Origin of the sequence: Halovivax limisalsi, from assembly GCF_023093535.1 — an archaeon.
In the GTDB taxonomy this organism is placed as follows: Archaea; Halobacteriota; Halobacteria; order Halobacteriales; family Natrialbaceae; genus Halovivax; species Halovivax limisalsi.
Genome location: NZ_CP095757.1, coordinates 34,275 through 48,423, shown reverse-complemented (window position 1 = coordinate 48,423; position 14,149 = coordinate 34,275). Strand labels below are relative to the sequence as shown.

Genomic DNA, 14,149 nt, shown 5'->3' with positions numbered 1-14,149 from the left:
TGCGCAAACGCGAGTGCTGTCGCTGCGTGATCGCGGTCGCCGCGCGGGAGGCCGACGCCATTACGTATCGACGTACTGCGATTCCCACTCGCGTCGGTCCTCGATCAGCTGCCTGCCCTCCTGGGTGATGTCGTAGTAGTTCGTCCGGCGGTCGAGCTGGCCCTTTTCGACCAGCCCGCGGTCGACGAGCGTGTCGAGGTTCGGATACAGCCGGCCGTGGTTGATATCGGAGCTGTAGTAGCCCTCGATCTCGGCTTTGACTTCCTGGCCGGACGGCTGATCGGCCGCGGCGATCACGTACAGCAAGTCGCGTTGGAACCCGGTGAGTTCGTGCATCGACAACCAGAGAGACACTCCACGAGACGGACCGTTGTTACTGCTTTCATACCGGGAATAATGACGCCATACTGTCGGTGCGCCTGAATCGTTGCGCCGCGCGTCCGTCCGTTTCGCTGTCGGTAATCATCGTTTCATCGATCGTCGTCGCTCGCAGCGCCGAACCGGTCACCGCGGTCGATCTCCGGGCTCTCACGGGCAACCGCCCGCCCTCGCCGGAGTAGTCGGCCATTGATCCGCCTGCGGTTCTGGTAGGCGTCCGATACAGTCACCCGTTCCTGAGAGTCACCCAGGCAGAAATTTACAAATATGGAGTAATTTATCTATTTCTGACCGAACGTCCCGTGGGACTAGAAGACTTATGGTCGACCCCCAGCGTTTCCCGGTATGGCACGCGACAATCCGGTACGAACCGGTGTGCAGTCGAACGGAGAGGAACCACTTCCAAATCTCGTCACGATCGTCGGCCGAGGCGTTCCGTCCGCCTTCGAAGTGACGGTCGACGGCGAGATCGAAGCGGTTTCCGACGATCCGGTCGCCGATACCACGATCGTCTCGGGATCGGCGGTCGAAGGATCGATCGAGGTCGGCGTCACGCGCCTCCGTTTCTCGGGCGAACTGGCGAACGTCCACCTCGTCGACTGGAGCGGAACACCCGCACCGGAATCCGCCAGCACCCCGTCCGTTCACGTCGAGTACAACGTCTGAAGCGACGGATCGATCACTGTCTCTACGTTCGCTCCATTCCGACGAGACGAATCTCTGCCCCTTCCCGACGCGACGGGTTCACCCTCGGGTCAGCGATATCCGAGGTCGGCGAGTCGCTGTTTGGTTCCCTCGGTCATCGCCACGGCGTCCGACCGAACGGGCGCGTCGAGCGGACCGAGTCGGGCGTCGAGTCGCTCTCGCAGTGCGGCCACCGCCGACGGCTTCGCGTCGGCGACGTCGCGGGCCTCGTTCGGATCGCGCCGCAGGTCGTGCAGGCGCCGAAAGCCGTCGTCGCCCTCGACGTACTTGTAGCGCTCGGTGCGGACGGCGCGCAGTCGGCGATCGAAGTCGTAGATCCGATCGGGTACGTCCCCGAACCGGGCCTCCAGCCGGTCGATCGACGGTTGCGGCGTGACGTACTCCGCGAAGACGGCCTCTCGAGGCGCAGCGGTCGAATCCAGGCCCAGCGAGCGCCCCTGGCTCTGGTCTCGAAGCGGGTCGTCCCGGATCCCGGTTGCGTCGAGGAGCGTCTCGGGCAGATCGAGCAACTGGACCAGCTCGTCGCGACGGCCGCCGTTCGCGAAGGGGCCGCCGTGGATCACGAGCGGGACGGACAGGACGGTGTCGTAGAGGTTGTACTGGTGGCCGAAGAAACCGCGTTCGCCGACGTGTTCGCCGTGGTCGCCGCAGATCACGAAGACGGTCCGCTCGAGTTCGCCGGCGGCGTCGAGGGTCTCGCGGAGCGTCGCCAACTGCTCGTCCACGTAGGCCAGCGATCCCCGGTAGAGCCCGCGGAGCGCCTCGAACTCCGCCTCGGAGAGGTCGTACTCGCCGCAGTCGAAGGCGCGGGGATCCTGACGAATCGACCTGGCGGTCTCGTGGTCGACGCCGGCGGGGAGGAACGCCGCCGCGTACTCACGGGGTGGATCGTAGACGACGTGCGGTTCGATACAGTTTAGAAAACAGAAGAAGGGCCGAGAGCCGTCCCGATTCTGGAGCCACTCGCAGATCCAGTCGACGCTCCGCGCCGCGCCGTCGTCGCCGGTCGGCTGGACGAACTCGCTGTAGACGACGTTCGCGAGGTTGACGAGCGGATTGCCATCGAAGAGGCGTTCCCGTGCGGCCTGGAGCTTCTCCGTCAGGCACTCGCCGCGAACCACGGTTCCCATGTCGGTATCGGACTGGCGGTACTGCCAGCCCCGTCGCAGGTGACCGAACCCGCGGTCGAACCCGAACTCGTCGGTGATCCAGGTGTTGTTCGAGACGCCGACGGTCTCGTAGCCGGCGTCGGCGAACGCCTCGGGGAGCGTCCGCAGTCGATCGTCGAGCGCCGGGCTGGCGCCGTGCGTGCCGTGCTCGCTGGGATACGTGCCGGTGAACAGCGAGGCGTGGGACGGGACGGTCCACGGCGCCGTCGCGAACGCACGCTCGAACCGCGTACCCGCCTCGCCGAGTCGTGACAGCGTCGGCATCGTCTCCGCGTCGACGTCGATCGATCGGGCGGTATCGAGCACGACCAGACAGACGTTGCGCCGACCGTCGTCGCTGCTCGACCGCCCAGTAGTATGGCTCTCCCCGTCCTCCGCCGAATCGCCAGCAAGGGTCATGGTACCCGTACCTGCAGCGGTGAGTGTGAAGGTCACCGCCCCGGCGTACGCAGGTGGTACTCGATCGGTCGCTACCAGCACTTCCGCCGCTCGTCACGCCTCCCGGAGCCTAATTTCGGGAAGGAGCCGTGGTGCGGGGACCGCTGAAACGAACGAGAGTGAGTAACCGGACCCGACGAAGCTAACCCGGTGGCGACGGAACCCGCCCACCATGCGCGCGTATCGCCTCGCGTACGACGGCCGGAACTATCGCGGCTTCCAGCGCCAGCCCGATGTCCCGACCGTCGAGGACGCCATCTTCGACGCGCTCCGCGCGCTGGGAGCTTACCGGCCAGCCGAGCACTCGGCCGTCGATGGCGGTGAGGTCCCCGATCGGCCCCGGGGCTACGCCGCCGCCGGCCGCACCGACGCCGGCGTCTCCGCGCTCGCCCAGACCGTCGCGTTCGACGCGCCCGACTGGCTCTCGTCGCGGGCGCTGAACGCCGACCTCCCGGCCTCGATCCGCGCCTGGGCGCACGCGGACGTGGCGTCGGACTTCCACGCGACCCACGACGCGAGCGAGCGCACGTACGCGTACCACCTCTACGCGCCGCCGGCGGACGACCGCCGTACGTTGGCGGGCAGTGACGAGGCCAACGCGCCAACGAGTGACCAGGGAGCCGACTCCGTCGCCGACGCCGACTGGCCGCCCGTCTCTGACGATCGCGTTCGCGAGGCGTGTCGCGCTCTCTCGGGCACGCACGACTACCATAATCTCACGCCGGACGACGACAACACCGAGCGGACGATCGACATCGCGGCCGAGCGCGACGGCGACGTTCTGGTCCTCACCGTTCGCGCCGGCGGCTTCTGCCGACAGCTCGTCCGGCGCCTCGCCACGCTGATCCAGCGCGTCGGAAGCGGGGAGGCGTCGCTCGAAAAAATCGATCGCGTCTTCGACGCCGATCCGCTGCCCGGTCACGAGGGGATTCCACCAGCGCCGCCGGAACCCCTGGTTCTGACCGATGTAACGTACCCGAACGTCACCTTCGCGGTCGACGAGGAGGCGGCGACGAGCGCCCGAACCGTCTTCGAACGGGCCCGGATCGAGCGGACGATCGGCGCTCGCGTCGCGCGGCAAGTGAGCGATGGTTTACTTTGATGTGCGCTTCCTGAGTCATTCACAGGACGAACACGTAAAACGCGATCACCAGCGAGAGTATCATATAGCCGACGACCGCGAGGGCCACCCACCGCGGCACGTTCCCTGTCGTCAGCGGGAGATTGGGATCGAAGTGCGGGTCGCGGTTCGGCGGCTTCGGTCCGTCTGACGTCATCGGTCCGAAATTCTGTCTGTAGGACTAAATAGCTGACTCCGACCGAAATCGGCCACGGCTGTTTCCGACGGCGTCCACCGGCTGCGACGCATCGGGGAGCCCGGCTGCGAGAGTCAGTCCGCCTCGGCGTTTGGCGCCGACCAATTCCCCGTTCGGACCGTCGAACCGGCCGCCACCGAAACGCACGATCGCTACTGCCCGCGCGTCATGAGCTTGCGGAGGATGTCTCCGTAAGCCGGGCGGGTGACGAAGACGCCGATCAGGACGCCGAGGATGGTGATGATGGCGAACCCGCGCAGGTCGCCCAGGCTCATCACGGCCAGGGGCGACATGGCGATGATCGTCGTCGCCGCGGCGGCACCGATGATCCAGAACGCCTTGCGGAAGCGCGTGTCGAACACCCGGCCCTGGCTGACGTCGCCCTCGTCCATCACCTCGTCGGCGATGATGATCAGGTCGTCCACGCCCGTCCCGACGACGGCGATAAAGCCGGCGACGTGGGCCAGGTCGATCGCCATCCCGGCGGTCGCGGCCACGCCGAGCAGGATGAGGACCTCCGCCATCGCGGTGAGGATCATCGGGAGGGCGACGCGCCGGTCGCGATAGCGCACGAACACCGTCGCGCTGACGGCGAGCACGGACAGGATCCCGATGAGCAGCGAGTAGGACTTGAACTGCTGGGCGAGCGCCGGCTGCACCGAGAAGTACTGCGCGTCGCCGAAGTCGAGCGGCGCGGTCAGCGCCCCGGCCCGGAGGTTGATCGAGAGCTGCTGGGCTTCGGCTCGCTCGTTCGACGTCATCTGGAACGTCGGATTGTTGGCCCACGTTCCCGCTCGCATCCCCTCTGCCAGGTCTCCCATCGAGTGCGCGCTGACGACCTCGTCCCCCGAGATCGTGACGAGGCAGTACTGATTGCTCCACTCGTCCATGTTGACCTGCCCGTCCTCTACATAGTTGCGGCTGCATTGGCCCTGCCCCTCTCTCGTGAACCCGAGTTCGTTCATCCGCGCCTGGAACTCCGGTGCCGTCTCGCTGACGACGTTGACGCCGACCTCCCACTGACTGGTTTCGGAGTCGTACTCGGCGCGACCGACGTTCGTGAAGTCCTCTTGTTCGAGGACCGTCTCGTTCGTCAATCCGTCACCGTCGGGGTCGGGATAGTGCGCCTCGATCCTGACCGTCCCGCGCTCTTCCAGTAGCGACTCCAACTCGCTGGTGGTGTATCCGGGCGCCTCGGAGACGATGAAGTGCTGGCCGTTGAGCCGCTCGGTCTGGTAGACGCTCCCACCCGAGAGACCCGCCTCGTTCAGCTTGCTCTGGAGGGTTTGGATCATCTCCTGGCGAGTCGCCTCGGTGACGCCGTCCTGGACGGCGTCCGCGGAGACGTCGACGCCGTCGACGGTGGAGACGGCCGCGGCGAACTCTTCGGCGGTGACGTTCCCGTCGAACACTTCCGCCGTGTACGAGATCGTCTGCCGACCGTTAGCGGTGGTTTGCTCGGCGCGGACGCGAGCGTCCTCCGGTGGCAAGCCAAGTTCGTCGATGAGTGCGCTCCGGAGGTCCGATCGCGGATCGCTCGTCGTTGGCTCGATGTCCTCGACCATCATTCCGACCGGGGGTGCGCTGATGCGGGCCCCGCCGTCGAGGTTGAGTCCGAACGCGAGGTTGTGGATCGGCTGGTCCACGTCGCTCTCGTTGTCGACGCTGACCGGATCACTGTCGCCGATCAGGCCCCCGGGGATGAACAGCGCCGTGAGCGCGAAGGCGACCAGGAGCACCAGGAATCCGACTCGACCCCACTTGCTGACTGCGCCGCGGAGGCTCATCGCGTCACCCCCTCGAACTTGTACCAGCGAAGCAGGCTGAAGTTGAGCAGGTAGGTGTTCATGATGTCGGCGGCCAACCCGACGAACAGGATGAGGCCGATGCTCGTCAGGAGTTCGATCCCGAAGAACCAGGCGGTAATCGCCATCACCGCCATCGCGGCCATCGCCGTGACGGTCATCGTGATTCCGGTTCGCGTCGCGCGGTGGACGCTCTCGTAGAAGCTGCCGCTCCGGCGCAGCACGTGGTTGTTGAGCAGGATGTCGGAGTCGACGGAGTACCCGATCAGCATCAGGAGGGCGGCGACGGTCCCCAGCGTGAGTTCGATGTTCGCGAGGTTCATGAAGGCGAGCGGGATCATCAGGTCCGAGAAGGCCGAGATGACGATGGCGATCGACGGGACGAACGTCCGGAAGAGCGCGAAGGCGATGAGGCTCATCCCGAGGAAGGCGGCGCCGATACCGAGCAGCGCCGTCGACTGGGTCTGGGCCCCGAAGGAGGCGGAGGTGAGCGACTCGGACTGGACGACCTCGTCGTCACCCGGCGCTGGTTCGAGATCGGCTTCGGCCTGCCCGATCAGCGATTCGAGGACGCCCTGGGAGTCCTCCTCGAACCCCGGGAGGTCGCCGGCGGCGAACTGGACGATGTAGCGATCGTCCTCGGCGACCGGCTGGACCGACGTCGGTTCCTGATCGAACGCGTCGGCGACGGTGGACTGGTCGGCGGTCGTGCTCAGCGTCAGTTCCGCACCGCCGGTAAACTCGATGCCGAGTGCCAGCGGCGTGCCCGTCAGCGCGAACGTGATCGCGAGAATCGCGAGCGCAACGGCCAGAAGTGCGAGTGGCACCGCCACGAGCTGGCGGTGGGAATACCGGGTGTAATCGAGTTCCGGTACCTCGAGTGAAGCCATATATGCCACCGGCTAGTGATGGCCGTAACGTAAACCTTCTCAATTTCAGGCCGCTCGCGCTGAGATATTGTCCCGACCCGCTCGCGCCGGCAGCGGCTGGATTCGACGTCCGTACCGAACGACGCGCGCCACACCTATTACGCTCGCGACCCTACGACGGCCGATGACGTCGCCATCCACCCGTTCCGGATGTGACCGCCCGGACGGTCGGCGCGGCGCGGCCGCGGATCGAATCGTGCTCTCGTACCCGGCCGACCTCTCCTCCTGGGGCCGGTTCCAGGTCGAGAAACCGTCCTTTCTGGCGTTCCTCCGCAAGACGCGCGAGACGGCCGCCGAAGGCGACGCCTGGGCGGAGTTCGTCGGCGTCGGCTGCTGCGGCAACACCCTCGACGTGCCGCTGCGCGTCGAACGCGTCGAGGGCGGCGAGCAGGTTGGGCCTGAGACCGACATCGAGTACACCGTCAGGGAGGCCTGCGGGATCGACGGGAGCTGGCGCGTCCAGAGCGACGACGGCCCGTCGCACTCGGAGACGGCGACCGAACCGCCGACGTGACCGACGGCGCCGCCTCCGTCTGCGCCGTCCGAACACCGGATCTACCCGGTTCACACTCGCTGGCGTCTCAATCGGGAAGATACCGGACGCTGAGGACGCCCTCGGCCGCATCGCTCCTGACCTCGACGCGGACGGCGTCGAGTCGCGCGGCCCTTGCGATCGTCTCCGGATCCTCGAGGACGTCCCTGGCGGCCGCCTCCGTCTCCGCGGGCTCGACGCTGAGGACGTGAATCTCGCCCGTCCCGGCGCGTTCGACTCGGTCGAGATCGCCGATCGACTGCTCGTCGGCGACCGCCCGCTCGTGGGTCGTCGGCGAGAGGTCGCTGTCGACGACGTCGACCGTTCGCCGCTCGCGCAGCTCGACGACCTCCCAGGCGACTTCGAGCGGCGGCTCGGCGGCGAGCGAGGCGTCGACGACCTCGTTCGATTCGAGATCCGGATTCGACGCCAGGGTGTGGATCCGGGCGGTCTCGACGTCTCTGAGGACGGGACTCGCCTCGTCCGCGTGGGTGACGACGAACGTCCCCGAGACCGTCTCGGGCTCCGACTGATCGCTCATCGTCGGATCGAGGCGCGCGATCCCTATCGCGTTTTCGACTCGTCCGCGTGTCAGTCGTCGCCGACGACCTCCTTCGCGGCGGGTTCGAGGTCGTCGCGGTGGGCGTCGACGATGAGGTAGGCGACGACCAGCGCGAGGGCGATCCCCGCTCCGAAGGCGAACGCCTCGGCGACGACGTGGACGAACGTGACGCTGACGCCGAGCGTGTCGAGCGCGAGGACGGCGACGACGACGTACAGCCCGGCCCGGAGTCCGTCGGCGACGGCCGCCTGGTCACCCAGGCGGGCGGCGAGGTCGGATTCGCGCGCCCGTCGAGCCGCGTTGTCGGCCACGACGAACCCGAGCACCAGGAGTCCGAGTCCGCCGACGAGGACGGGAAGGTAATCGATGCCGCTCTCGAGCCACTGGGTGACGTGCGTAAAGCCAATGTGTTCGAACGCCGCGAAGACGGCGATCAGGAAGACGTAGTATTTTGCGATCGACCCGAGGGACCGAGAGACGGCTCCCTCTCCCTCGCCGAAGAGCGCACCGAGCGGCGTCCGCCGGACGAGGCCGTCGGCGTCGGCCCGAGCCGCGATTTTCGTGACCGTCGGGGCGACCCGACGGGCGACGAACGTTCCGACCAGCAGGATGACGAGGGCAACGAACAGTTCCGGCAGGAGCCCCATCGCCTCGAGAACGCTCGCTTTGATCGTTTCCACCAGCGTGCTGCCGAACGAGCCGGTCGACCCGGTCGTCATGGTCGAACCTCCGATCCGATATATCTGCCCGATATTGTCTGTAATTCAATAACTTCTATCATACAGCTTATGTCCAATGATGGCGAATTAAATAGCTGTCGTTCTGCCATCGCTAGATACGACGTCGCTTCCACCGCTCCCGGGGTCGATGGACGGCCGCAGGGCTGGCGGTGGCCGGTCTCGCTCGTCGGTGTGGAATCCGGTGGTGGTCGGTGACGTGACGGAACGCCTTTGACGCCGGCGCTCGCGCACTCGGGCATGGACGTAGACATCGCGAACGCGCTCTCGTCGGTCGCCTCGCCCGGCGTCTCCCGGGAGGCGCTCGATCGGCTCGACGACCGGGTGGCCCGGGCCCACGACCGTATCGAGGCCGGGCGGGCCGACGACGACCACGGCTACGCGGCGCTGAACCTGCCTGACCGAACTGACCCGGACGCGATCCGGGCGGCCGTCGAACCGATCGCTCGCGTCGACGGCGAGGCGATCGAGGCGCTGGTGACGATCGGGATCGGGGGGAGCGCCCTCGGCGCGGCGACGATCGTCGACGCCCTGGACCCGGAGCTGGAGACGGTCTTTCTGGACAACGTCGATCCCGCCTGGGTCGCGGACCGAATCGAGTCGCTCCCGCTCGAACGGACCGCGGTCGCCGTCGTCTCCCGGTCGGGGACGACCGCCGAGACGCTCGCGAACTTCCTCGTCGTCCGCGAGGCGTTCGACTCGGCGGGCGTCGACTGGACCGACCGGACGATCGTGACGACGGGCGAGTCCGGGCCTCTTCGCGAGCTGGCCGACGCGCACGACCTGCCGGCGCTCGACGTCCCCGACGGCGTCCCCGGCCGGTTCTCGGCCCTCTCCGCGGTCGGGCTCGTCGCAGCCGCGGCCGGAAACCTCGACCTCGACGCGCTGCTCGCGGGGGCCGCCGCCGAGGCCGAGACCCTCACTGGATCGCTCTTCGAGTGCCCCGCCTACGCCTACGGTGCGACAGCGCACGCGCTCGCGACCCGCGGCGTCCGCGTCAACGCGTTCATGCCCTACGCCGAGTCGCTGGAGACGACCGCCGAGTGGTTCGCACAGCTGTGGGCCGAGAGCCTGGGGAAAGACGGCCTCGGCCAGACGCCCGTTCGCGCCCTCGGCGCGACGGACCAGCACTCCCAGTTGCAGCTCTATCGCGCAGGCCCGCGGAACACGCTCGTCACGTTCGTCGCGCCGCGCGAGCGGTCCGATCTGGCGATCCCGGAAACCGACGTCGCGGAACTGTCCTACCTCGGCGGTACCCCGCTCGCCGACCTCCTGGACGCCGAGTTCCGCGCGACGGAGGCCAGCCTGGCCGCGGCTGGCCGACCGACGGTCCGCATCGAGATCGAGCGCGTCGACGCGTTCGAACTCGGGGGGCTCCTCTACGGCCTGGAGGCCGCCTGCGTGCTCGCCGGCGAACTCTCGGGCGTGAACGCGTTCGACCAGCCGGCCGTCGAGTGGGCGAAGAAAGCGACTCGCGGCCTCCTCGGCGGCGGCGAGTTCGCGGAAGCGGACGCGGTGGCCGAGAAGGACACGCTCAGGGTGGAGCGCTGAACGAACCGGTCGGTTTCGACCGGTCAGAACGCCGTCGGCCAGTGAGCGGGCCGGCGAGCGGTGAACGGACCGTCGAACGGTGCACGGACCGTCGAGCAGTGAGCGGAGCTGGGATCGACGCGCCATCAGCGGCCCTCCCGCTACCTACGGATATCCGCAAATCCATTAGTCGCGCACGCGAACGACCAGGCATGACCGACGAATCGCCCGGCCGGGCGACGGCTGCCGGTGACGGAGCCGACGCGTCTCCGACGCGCGTCACTTCGGCTTCCCGCGACCGGGTCGATCTCGCGACCCTCGCCGCGACGACGATCGCACTCGTCGGGGCGAGCGGGCCGCTCGTGGCCGGGTCAACGGACCCGTTCGCGATTGCGATCGTCGGTCTCGGTGCATCCGCCGTCGGCGCCGCTATCGGCGTTCGCTGGGCGGCCCTGTCGCGACGAGTCGGCGGCGCCGTCGCGTGCCTGTCGGGGCTGCTGCTCGCGCTGCTGTCCGTCTACGGACTCGCCCACGGCCGGACGGCGGCCGTCCCTATTCCGCCGATCGAGGCCGTCCCGTCGCTGGTGCTCGCGGTTTTCGGCGCCGCGCTCACGGTCGCCGGCGGCGTCGCGTTCGTCACCGGGATCACCGACGACGGGCTGCGTCGGCGGCTCTCGGCGACGGTCCGCTACAGCCTGGTCGCGGTCGCCGGCTACCTCGCGATCACCGTTTGGGTGGTCCTGCTCGCGACCACCGTCGTCCCCCTCTTGACGGGCGCGCCCGCGACCGAACTCGCGGTCACCGAGCGAGCGTTGCTCTCGCAGGCCGGGACGGTTCTCGGCCTGGGATTCGCCGCGTGGGCGTTTCTCGTCTGGACCGAGCGCGATCGTTCGTTCGTCGATCTGTCGATCCCCACCCTCCGGGACCTCGGCTACGTCGTGGCGGGGACGGTCGCCATCGTCGGCGCCGCGCTGGCCATCGGCGCGCTGCTGGGCGCGACCGGGACCGAGAGCGCGGCTCACAGCACCTTCGAGGGGGCGAGCGAGGCGCCCGAAGTGCTCCTCGTCCTGGCGGTCGCCTCGATCGTGGTGGTCGGCCCGTTCGAGGAGTTGCTCTACCGGAACGTCGTCCAGAAGTCGCTGTACGGACCCTTCTCCCGAGCGGGCGCCGTCGTCGTCGCGAGCGTCCCGTTCGCGCTGGTACACGTCTCGGCCTACGCCGGCGGCTCCGTCGGCCAGTCGCTCGTCAGTCTGGGGATGGTCCTCGTCCTCTCGCTGCTCCTCGGTACGATCTACGAACGGACTGAGAACCTCCTCGTGCCGGCGCTGGTCCACGGCTGCTACAACGCGGCGGTCTACCTCTCGGCGTACGCCTCCCTCGTGGGATAGGCTGCGCCGCGCTTTCGGCGTCGGTCGATCGGTGGATCGGGTTGACCCGGCCGAGCGGCGGTGGTCGAATCGGCCCTGCTGGCGCCTCAGGTCGGGTTCTTGCGCGTCAGCTCGCTGCCGCAGATCGGACACCGATCCTTCTGCTCCTCGAACTCCCGTCCGCAGCCGCGACACTGGAACTGCCAGTCGCGCTGCTCGGTGATGCCGTCGCGGGCGATGAACTCGACGGCGACGCCGAGTTTCTCCGCGACGTTTTGCATCGCGTAGTCGTCCGTCACGAGCGTCCCGTCGAGTTCGAACGCCGTCGCGACGAGGCGGCTGTCGGTCTCGGAGAGCTCGTCGGCGTCGCCCGACTCGCGGGCGGCTCGAAGTACCGTCTCGGTGGCTTCGTCGTTCGGGATGTGGATGTGCATCCCCGAGCCCTCCATCGCGTCGTAGCGGTAGGCGCTTTCGTCTTCGAGTTCCTCGCGGACGAGCGGGATCGTCGCGGTCTGTTCGGTCGTGTGAAAGTCGTGGATGAACGCGGACGAGTCCAGAACGTACATGCAGAAGTAGTGGGCCTCAGCGGTCGACGACGATGTAGTCCTTGACGGCCTGGACCCGCGAGACGGGGATCTGGAACCGGCCGCGCTCGTCGACGTCGAAGTCGACGCCCCGCGTCGGGAGTTCCTCGTCGGGTTCGACCACGAGGTCGTAGAGCTGGCCCGAGGAGAGGTCCATCGTGATGTTGTAGAGCAGTCCGAGTTCGGTGCCGTCGGCGCCCATCACCGACTTGCCGGAGAGGTTCTCCGCGAGTACGTCACTCATGCACGCCCCTTCAGGTTAATCGCTATTAAACACCACGGGACTGTCAGACGCCTCGACCGGCCGCCGGGTCGCCCGTCGGTCGGGCGTCCCGCGGGTGGAACGGGCCGTCACCACTCCGGCGACGCGACGCGACAGCCGCACGGTCGCAGTCGGTGGTCGTGCGGCCCCGTGGTGGTCACCTGGAGCACGGGCCAATGACAGTGCGGACAGCGTCGATCCGTCGGGAGCGCCTCGTCCGGCACGTCGCGCATATCGACGGCCGCGAGCTCCTGCGGTTCGACGCTCGCCCAGTCGTCGGCGTCGAGCGACTCGAGCAGTTCGTCGGCGGGACGATCCCGTTCGGGACCGGGGGTCATCGCCATCGCCCCCCACCCGAGCGTTCGGTCGGCGACCGCTCTCGGTGCCCGAAACGGTCGACGGGCCGATCCGACGGCGGATCGAATGCGAATGAGTTCGAATACATGGCACGGAGGTACGAAGAACGACCGCGAGCAGCCCCAATCCCCTCGATCTGTCGCGAACCGGTAGATTCGACGTAACTGCTACCCGATCGTATCGTGTGCAATTATCACGACTATGTAGAAACATATAATACCTTTGGATATTCGAAAAAACCGGTTCGTTCGATCGGAACGCGGCGTCTCGGTCCGCTCCGTCGGATGAAGCGGATATCGCGGGAGCCCGACGCCTTCGAACGAGGGTAACCGGATCGGGGCGGATACGGAGCCCGAAAACGCCCCGCGGCCCGCGTGAAGCGGGGCGGCGAATCGTCCCGGCCTCGGTGAGTAGCCGCGGAGGCCGTCCCGGACGAACCTCGCTAATCGTCGGTCGGTGCGTCGGATCGATCGTCGGCCGTCGGCTCGCGTCCATCGCCGACCGAATCGGGCCGTTCGGCCGTCGAGCGCTCGTTTCGGCCGTGGCCGGGCGAGCGATCGGAGGCACCGCGCGTGACGTCCTCGGGTTCCCCTCGATCGTCGACCGTACTCCCGTCGATCCCGACGGGCCCGGCGGTCGTCTCGCTGCCGTCAACGATGACCTCACCGGAACCGTCCATCCGAACGGAGTGGCCCAGATACTCGAAGGCGACCGACGTCGACGCGTCCCCACCGTCGACGAGTCGATCGAGGGCGTCGGGATCCAGGACGTGCCGGAGCGGCGGTTGCAGGTCAATCGGCCGCACGCCTTCGACCGCGGCGATCTGTTTGACGACGGCGATGCTCGGTGCGGTATCGGTCGACGATTCCATCGGCCGTGGTATCGCGCGAATGGCCTTGAACGCTGGGGAAGCGTTCGGTCCAGGTCGTCGGTAGAAACCTTTCTTTCACACCGCTCGTCGCGGACCGCTCGCGCGTCGACTCGATCACTCGTCGAGCGCGTCCTCGCCGAAGTGAGAAAACGGCTGGTAGTACGTACTCTTTACGAGGCCCGAGTCGACCACGCTAACGCCCAGTTCTTCGAGTCGTTCGACCACGTCCGCCAGTTCGCTGATCTCGCGCGCGACGGCGGTGACGTGCAGGTTCCGCTCGCCGCTCAACACCGTCCGAACGTCGGTGACGTTGTCCAGTTCGATCGCCTCGCGGGCGCAGGATTCGCGCTCGTCCGCCGGAGCCCGACAGACGAGCAATTGGACCGGGTTGACCCCGACCCGTTCGAAGTCGATGTCGACCGTATAGCCCGCGATCACGCCCTCGTCCTCGAGTCGACGGATTCGGGAACTCACCGTCGAGTGCGAGACGCCGACGGTCTCCCCGATGTCGGTCGTCGAGTTGTTTCGCGCGTCGTCCTGGAGCGCCTGCAGGATGGCGCGGTCGATCCCGTCGAGCTCGAGGTGATCCTGACTCATGTCGACGGTA

17 protein-coding genes are annotated in these 14,149 nt (G+C 67.6%); 5 read left to right on the top strand and 12 right to left on the bottom strand.

Going from position 1 to position 14,149, the window contains the following annotated elements; all coding sequences use genetic code 11:
- Nucleotides 1-60: 60 nt before the first annotated feature.
- The gene (locus MXA07_RS00250) at nucleotides 61-336 is read right to left on the bottom strand and encodes a PadR family transcriptional regulator (RefSeq protein ID WP_247730044.1); all 276 of its coding nucleotides are present in this window, start codon (nucleotides 334-336) and stop codon (nucleotides 61-63) included.
- Nucleotides 337-723: 387 nt separating this feature from the next.
- On the opposite strand from MXA07_RS00250, the gene MXA07_RS00245 reads away from it, so the two are divergent.
- Entirely contained in the window at nucleotides 724-1,044 is a 321-nt protein-coding gene (locus tag MXA07_RS00245) for a hypothetical protein (protein WP_247730043.1), read from the top strand.
- A gap of 89 nt (nucleotides 1,045-1,133) precedes the next feature.
- On the opposite strand, the gene MXA07_RS00240 is transcribed toward MXA07_RS00245, so the two are convergent.
- On the bottom strand, nucleotides 1,134-2,651 hold the full coding sequence (locus MXA07_RS00240; protein WP_247730042.1) for a sulfatase family protein: 1,518 nt from the start codon (nucleotides 2,649-2,651) through the stop codon (nucleotides 1,134-1,136).
- A gap of 211 nt (nucleotides 2,652-2,862) precedes the next feature.
- On the opposite strand from MXA07_RS00240, the gene truA reads away from it, so the two are divergent.
- Nucleotides 2,863-3,792 carry a tRNA pseudouridine(38-40) synthase TruA gene (truA, locus tag MXA07_RS00235; RefSeq protein ID WP_247730041.1) on the top strand — a complete coding sequence of 310 codons (930 nt, stop codon included), beginning with the start codon at nucleotides 2,863-2,865 and terminating at the stop codon, nucleotides 3,790-3,792.
- Nucleotides 3,793-3,811: 19 nt separating this feature from the next.
- Here truA and MXA07_RS00230 read toward each other — a convergent pair whose 3' ends face one another.
- The 3 genes from MXA07_RS00230 to secF form a co-directional block, all read right to left on the bottom strand.
- Complete coding sequence (locus MXA07_RS00230) at nucleotides 3,812-3,967, bottom strand: hypothetical protein (RefSeq protein WP_247730040.1); 156 nt, start codon at nucleotides 3,965-3,967, stop codon at nucleotides 3,812-3,814.
- A 191-nt stretch (nucleotides 3,968-4,158) separates the two neighbouring features.
- The gene (locus MXA07_RS00225) at nucleotides 4,159-5,793 is read right to left on the bottom strand and encodes a preprotein translocase subunit SecD (protein WP_247730039.1); all 1,635 of its coding nucleotides are present in this window, start codon (nucleotides 5,791-5,793) and stop codon (nucleotides 4,159-4,161) included.
- Entirely contained in the window at nucleotides 5,790-6,701 is a 912-nt protein-coding gene (secF, locus tag MXA07_RS00220; RefSeq protein WP_247730038.1) for a protein translocase subunit SecF, read from the bottom strand. The genes MXA07_RS00225 and secF overlap by 4 nt, the downstream gene beginning before the upstream one ends.
- A 163-nt stretch (nucleotides 6,702-6,864) precedes the next feature.
- On the opposite strand from secF, the gene MXA07_RS00215 reads away from it, so the two are divergent.
- The gene (locus MXA07_RS00215) at nucleotides 6,865-7,254 is read left to right on the top strand and encodes a DUF7968 family protein (protein WP_247730037.1); all 390 of its coding nucleotides are present in this window, start codon (nucleotides 6,865-6,867) and stop codon (nucleotides 7,252-7,254) included.
- 67 nt (nucleotides 7,255-7,321) lie between these two features.
- On the opposite strand, the gene MXA07_RS00210 is transcribed toward MXA07_RS00215, so the two are convergent.
- Together MXA07_RS00210 and MXA07_RS00205 are read right to left on the bottom strand one after the other, a co-directional pair.
- Nucleotides 7,322-7,813, bottom strand: a complete 492-nt coding sequence (locus MXA07_RS00210) for a DUF5812 family protein (protein WP_247730036.1) — start codon at nucleotides 7,811-7,813, stop codon at nucleotides 7,322-7,324.
- Nucleotides 7,814-7,863: 50 nt separating this feature from the next.
- Nucleotides 7,864-8,553: a mechanosensitive ion channel family protein gene (locus MXA07_RS00205; protein WP_247730035.1), complete on the bottom strand. Its 690-nt coding sequence runs from the start codon at nucleotides 8,551-8,553 to the stop codon at nucleotides 7,864-7,866.
- A gap of 258 nt (nucleotides 8,554-8,811) precedes the next feature.
- Here MXA07_RS00205 and MXA07_RS00200 point away from each other — a divergent pair, with 258 nt between their 5' ends.
- The gene (locus tag MXA07_RS00200) at nucleotides 8,812-10,122 is read left to right on the top strand and encodes a glucose-6-phosphate isomerase (protein ID WP_247730034.1); all 1,311 of its coding nucleotides are present in this window, start codon (nucleotides 8,812-8,814) and stop codon (nucleotides 10,120-10,122) included.
- A gap of 191 nt (nucleotides 10,123-10,313) precedes the next feature.
- The gene (locus MXA07_RS00195; protein WP_247730033.1) at nucleotides 10,314-11,489 is read left to right on the top strand and encodes a CPBP family intramembrane glutamic endopeptidase; all 1,176 of its coding nucleotides are present in this window, start codon (nucleotides 10,314-10,316) and stop codon (nucleotides 11,487-11,489) included.
- A gap of 86 nt (nucleotides 11,490-11,575) precedes the next feature.
- Here the strand turns inward: MXA07_RS00195 and MXA07_RS00190 are convergent, their stop codons facing one another.
- The 5 genes from MXA07_RS00190 to MXA07_RS00170 all read right to left on the bottom strand — a co-directional run bounded on the left by MXA07_RS00190 (nucleotide 11,576) and on the right by MXA07_RS00170 (nucleotide 14,139).
- Nucleotides 11,576-12,034, bottom strand: a complete 459-nt coding sequence (locus tag MXA07_RS00190; protein WP_247730032.1) for an NOB1 family endonuclease — start codon at nucleotides 12,032-12,034, stop codon at nucleotides 11,576-11,578.
- 16 nt (nucleotides 12,035-12,050) lie between these two features.
- Nucleotides 12,051-12,296, bottom strand: a complete 246-nt coding sequence (locus MXA07_RS00185) for a PRC-barrel domain-containing protein (protein WP_247730031.1) — start codon at nucleotides 12,294-12,296, stop codon at nucleotides 12,051-12,053.
- A gap of 107 nt (nucleotides 12,297-12,403) precedes the next feature.
- Complete coding sequence (locus MXA07_RS00180) at nucleotides 12,404-12,652, bottom strand: hypothetical protein (RefSeq protein ID WP_247730030.1); 249 nt, start codon at nucleotides 12,650-12,652, stop codon at nucleotides 12,404-12,406.
- A 461-nt stretch (nucleotides 12,653-13,113) separates the two neighbouring features.
- Nucleotides 13,114-13,542: a HalOD1 output domain-containing protein gene (locus tag MXA07_RS00175; RefSeq protein ID WP_247730029.1), complete on the bottom strand. Its 429-nt coding sequence runs from the start codon at nucleotides 13,540-13,542 to the stop codon at nucleotides 13,114-13,116.
- 114 nt (nucleotides 13,543-13,656) lie between these two features.
- A complete protein-coding gene (locus MXA07_RS00170) occupies nucleotides 13,657-14,139 on the bottom strand; it encodes an Lrp/AsnC family transcriptional regulator (protein WP_247730028.1) in 483 nt (160 codons plus the stop codon).
- Between the last annotated feature and the right edge of the window lie 10 nt (nucleotides 14,140-14,149).

Coding starts and splice junctions, on each gene's coding strand:
- MXA07_RS00175 (WP_247730029.1), bottom strand. CDS start 13,542: ATGGAATCGTCGACCGATACCGCACCGAGCATCGCCGTCGTCAAACAG.
- MXA07_RS00200 (WP_247730034.1), top strand. CDS start 8,812: ATGGACGTAGACATCGCGAACGCGCTCTCGTCGGTCGCCTCGCCCGGC.
- MXA07_RS00185 (WP_247730031.1), bottom strand. CDS start 12,296: ATGAGTGACGTACTCGCGGAGAACCTCTCCGGCAAGTCGGTGATGGGC.
- MXA07_RS00180 (WP_247730030.1), bottom strand. CDS start 12,652: ATGACCCCCGGTCCCGAACGGGATCGTCCCGCCGACGAACTGCTCGAG.
- truA (WP_247730041.1), top strand. CDS start 2,863: ATGCGCGCGTATCGCCTCGCGTACGACGGCCGGAACTATCGCGGCTTC.
- MXA07_RS00240 (WP_247730042.1), bottom strand. CDS start 2,651: ATGACCCTTGCTGGCGATTCGGCGGAGGACGGGGAGAGCCATACTACT.
- MXA07_RS00195 (WP_247730033.1), top strand. CDS start 10,314: ATGACCGACGAATCGCCCGGCCGGGCGACGGCTGCCGGTGACGGAGCC.
- MXA07_RS00190 (WP_247730032.1), bottom strand. CDS start 12,034: ATGTACGTTCTGGACTCGTCCGCGTTCATCCACGACTTTCACACGACC.
- MXA07_RS00225 (WP_247730039.1), bottom strand. CDS start 5,793: ATGAGCCTCCGCGGCGCAGTCAGCAAGTGGGGTCGAGTCGGATTCCTG.
- MXA07_RS00170 (WP_247730028.1), bottom strand. CDS start 14,139: ATGAGTCAGGATCACCTCGAGCTCGACGGGATCGACCGCGCCATCCTG.
- MXA07_RS00245 (WP_247730043.1), top strand. CDS start 724: ATGGCACGCGACAATCCGGTACGAACCGGTGTGCAGTCGAACGGAGAG.
- MXA07_RS00210 (WP_247730036.1), bottom strand. CDS start 7,813: ATGAGCGATCAGTCGGAGCCCGAGACGGTCTCGGGGACGTTCGTCGTC.
- secF (WP_247730038.1), bottom strand. CDS start 6,701: ATGGCTTCACTCGAGGTACCGGAACTCGATTACACCCGGTATTCCCAC.
- MXA07_RS00205 (WP_247730035.1), bottom strand. CDS start 8,553: ATGACGACCGGGTCGACCGGCTCGTTCGGCAGCACGCTGGTGGAAACG.
- MXA07_RS00215 (WP_247730037.1), top strand. CDS start 6,865: ATGACGTCGCCATCCACCCGTTCCGGATGTGACCGCCCGGACGGTCGG.
- MXA07_RS00230 (WP_247730040.1), bottom strand. CDS start 3,967: ATGACGTCAGACGGACCGAAGCCGCCGAACCGCGACCCGCACTTCGAT.
- MXA07_RS00250 (WP_247730044.1), bottom strand. CDS start 336: ATGCACGAACTCACCGGGTTCCAACGCGACTTGCTGTACGTGATCGCC.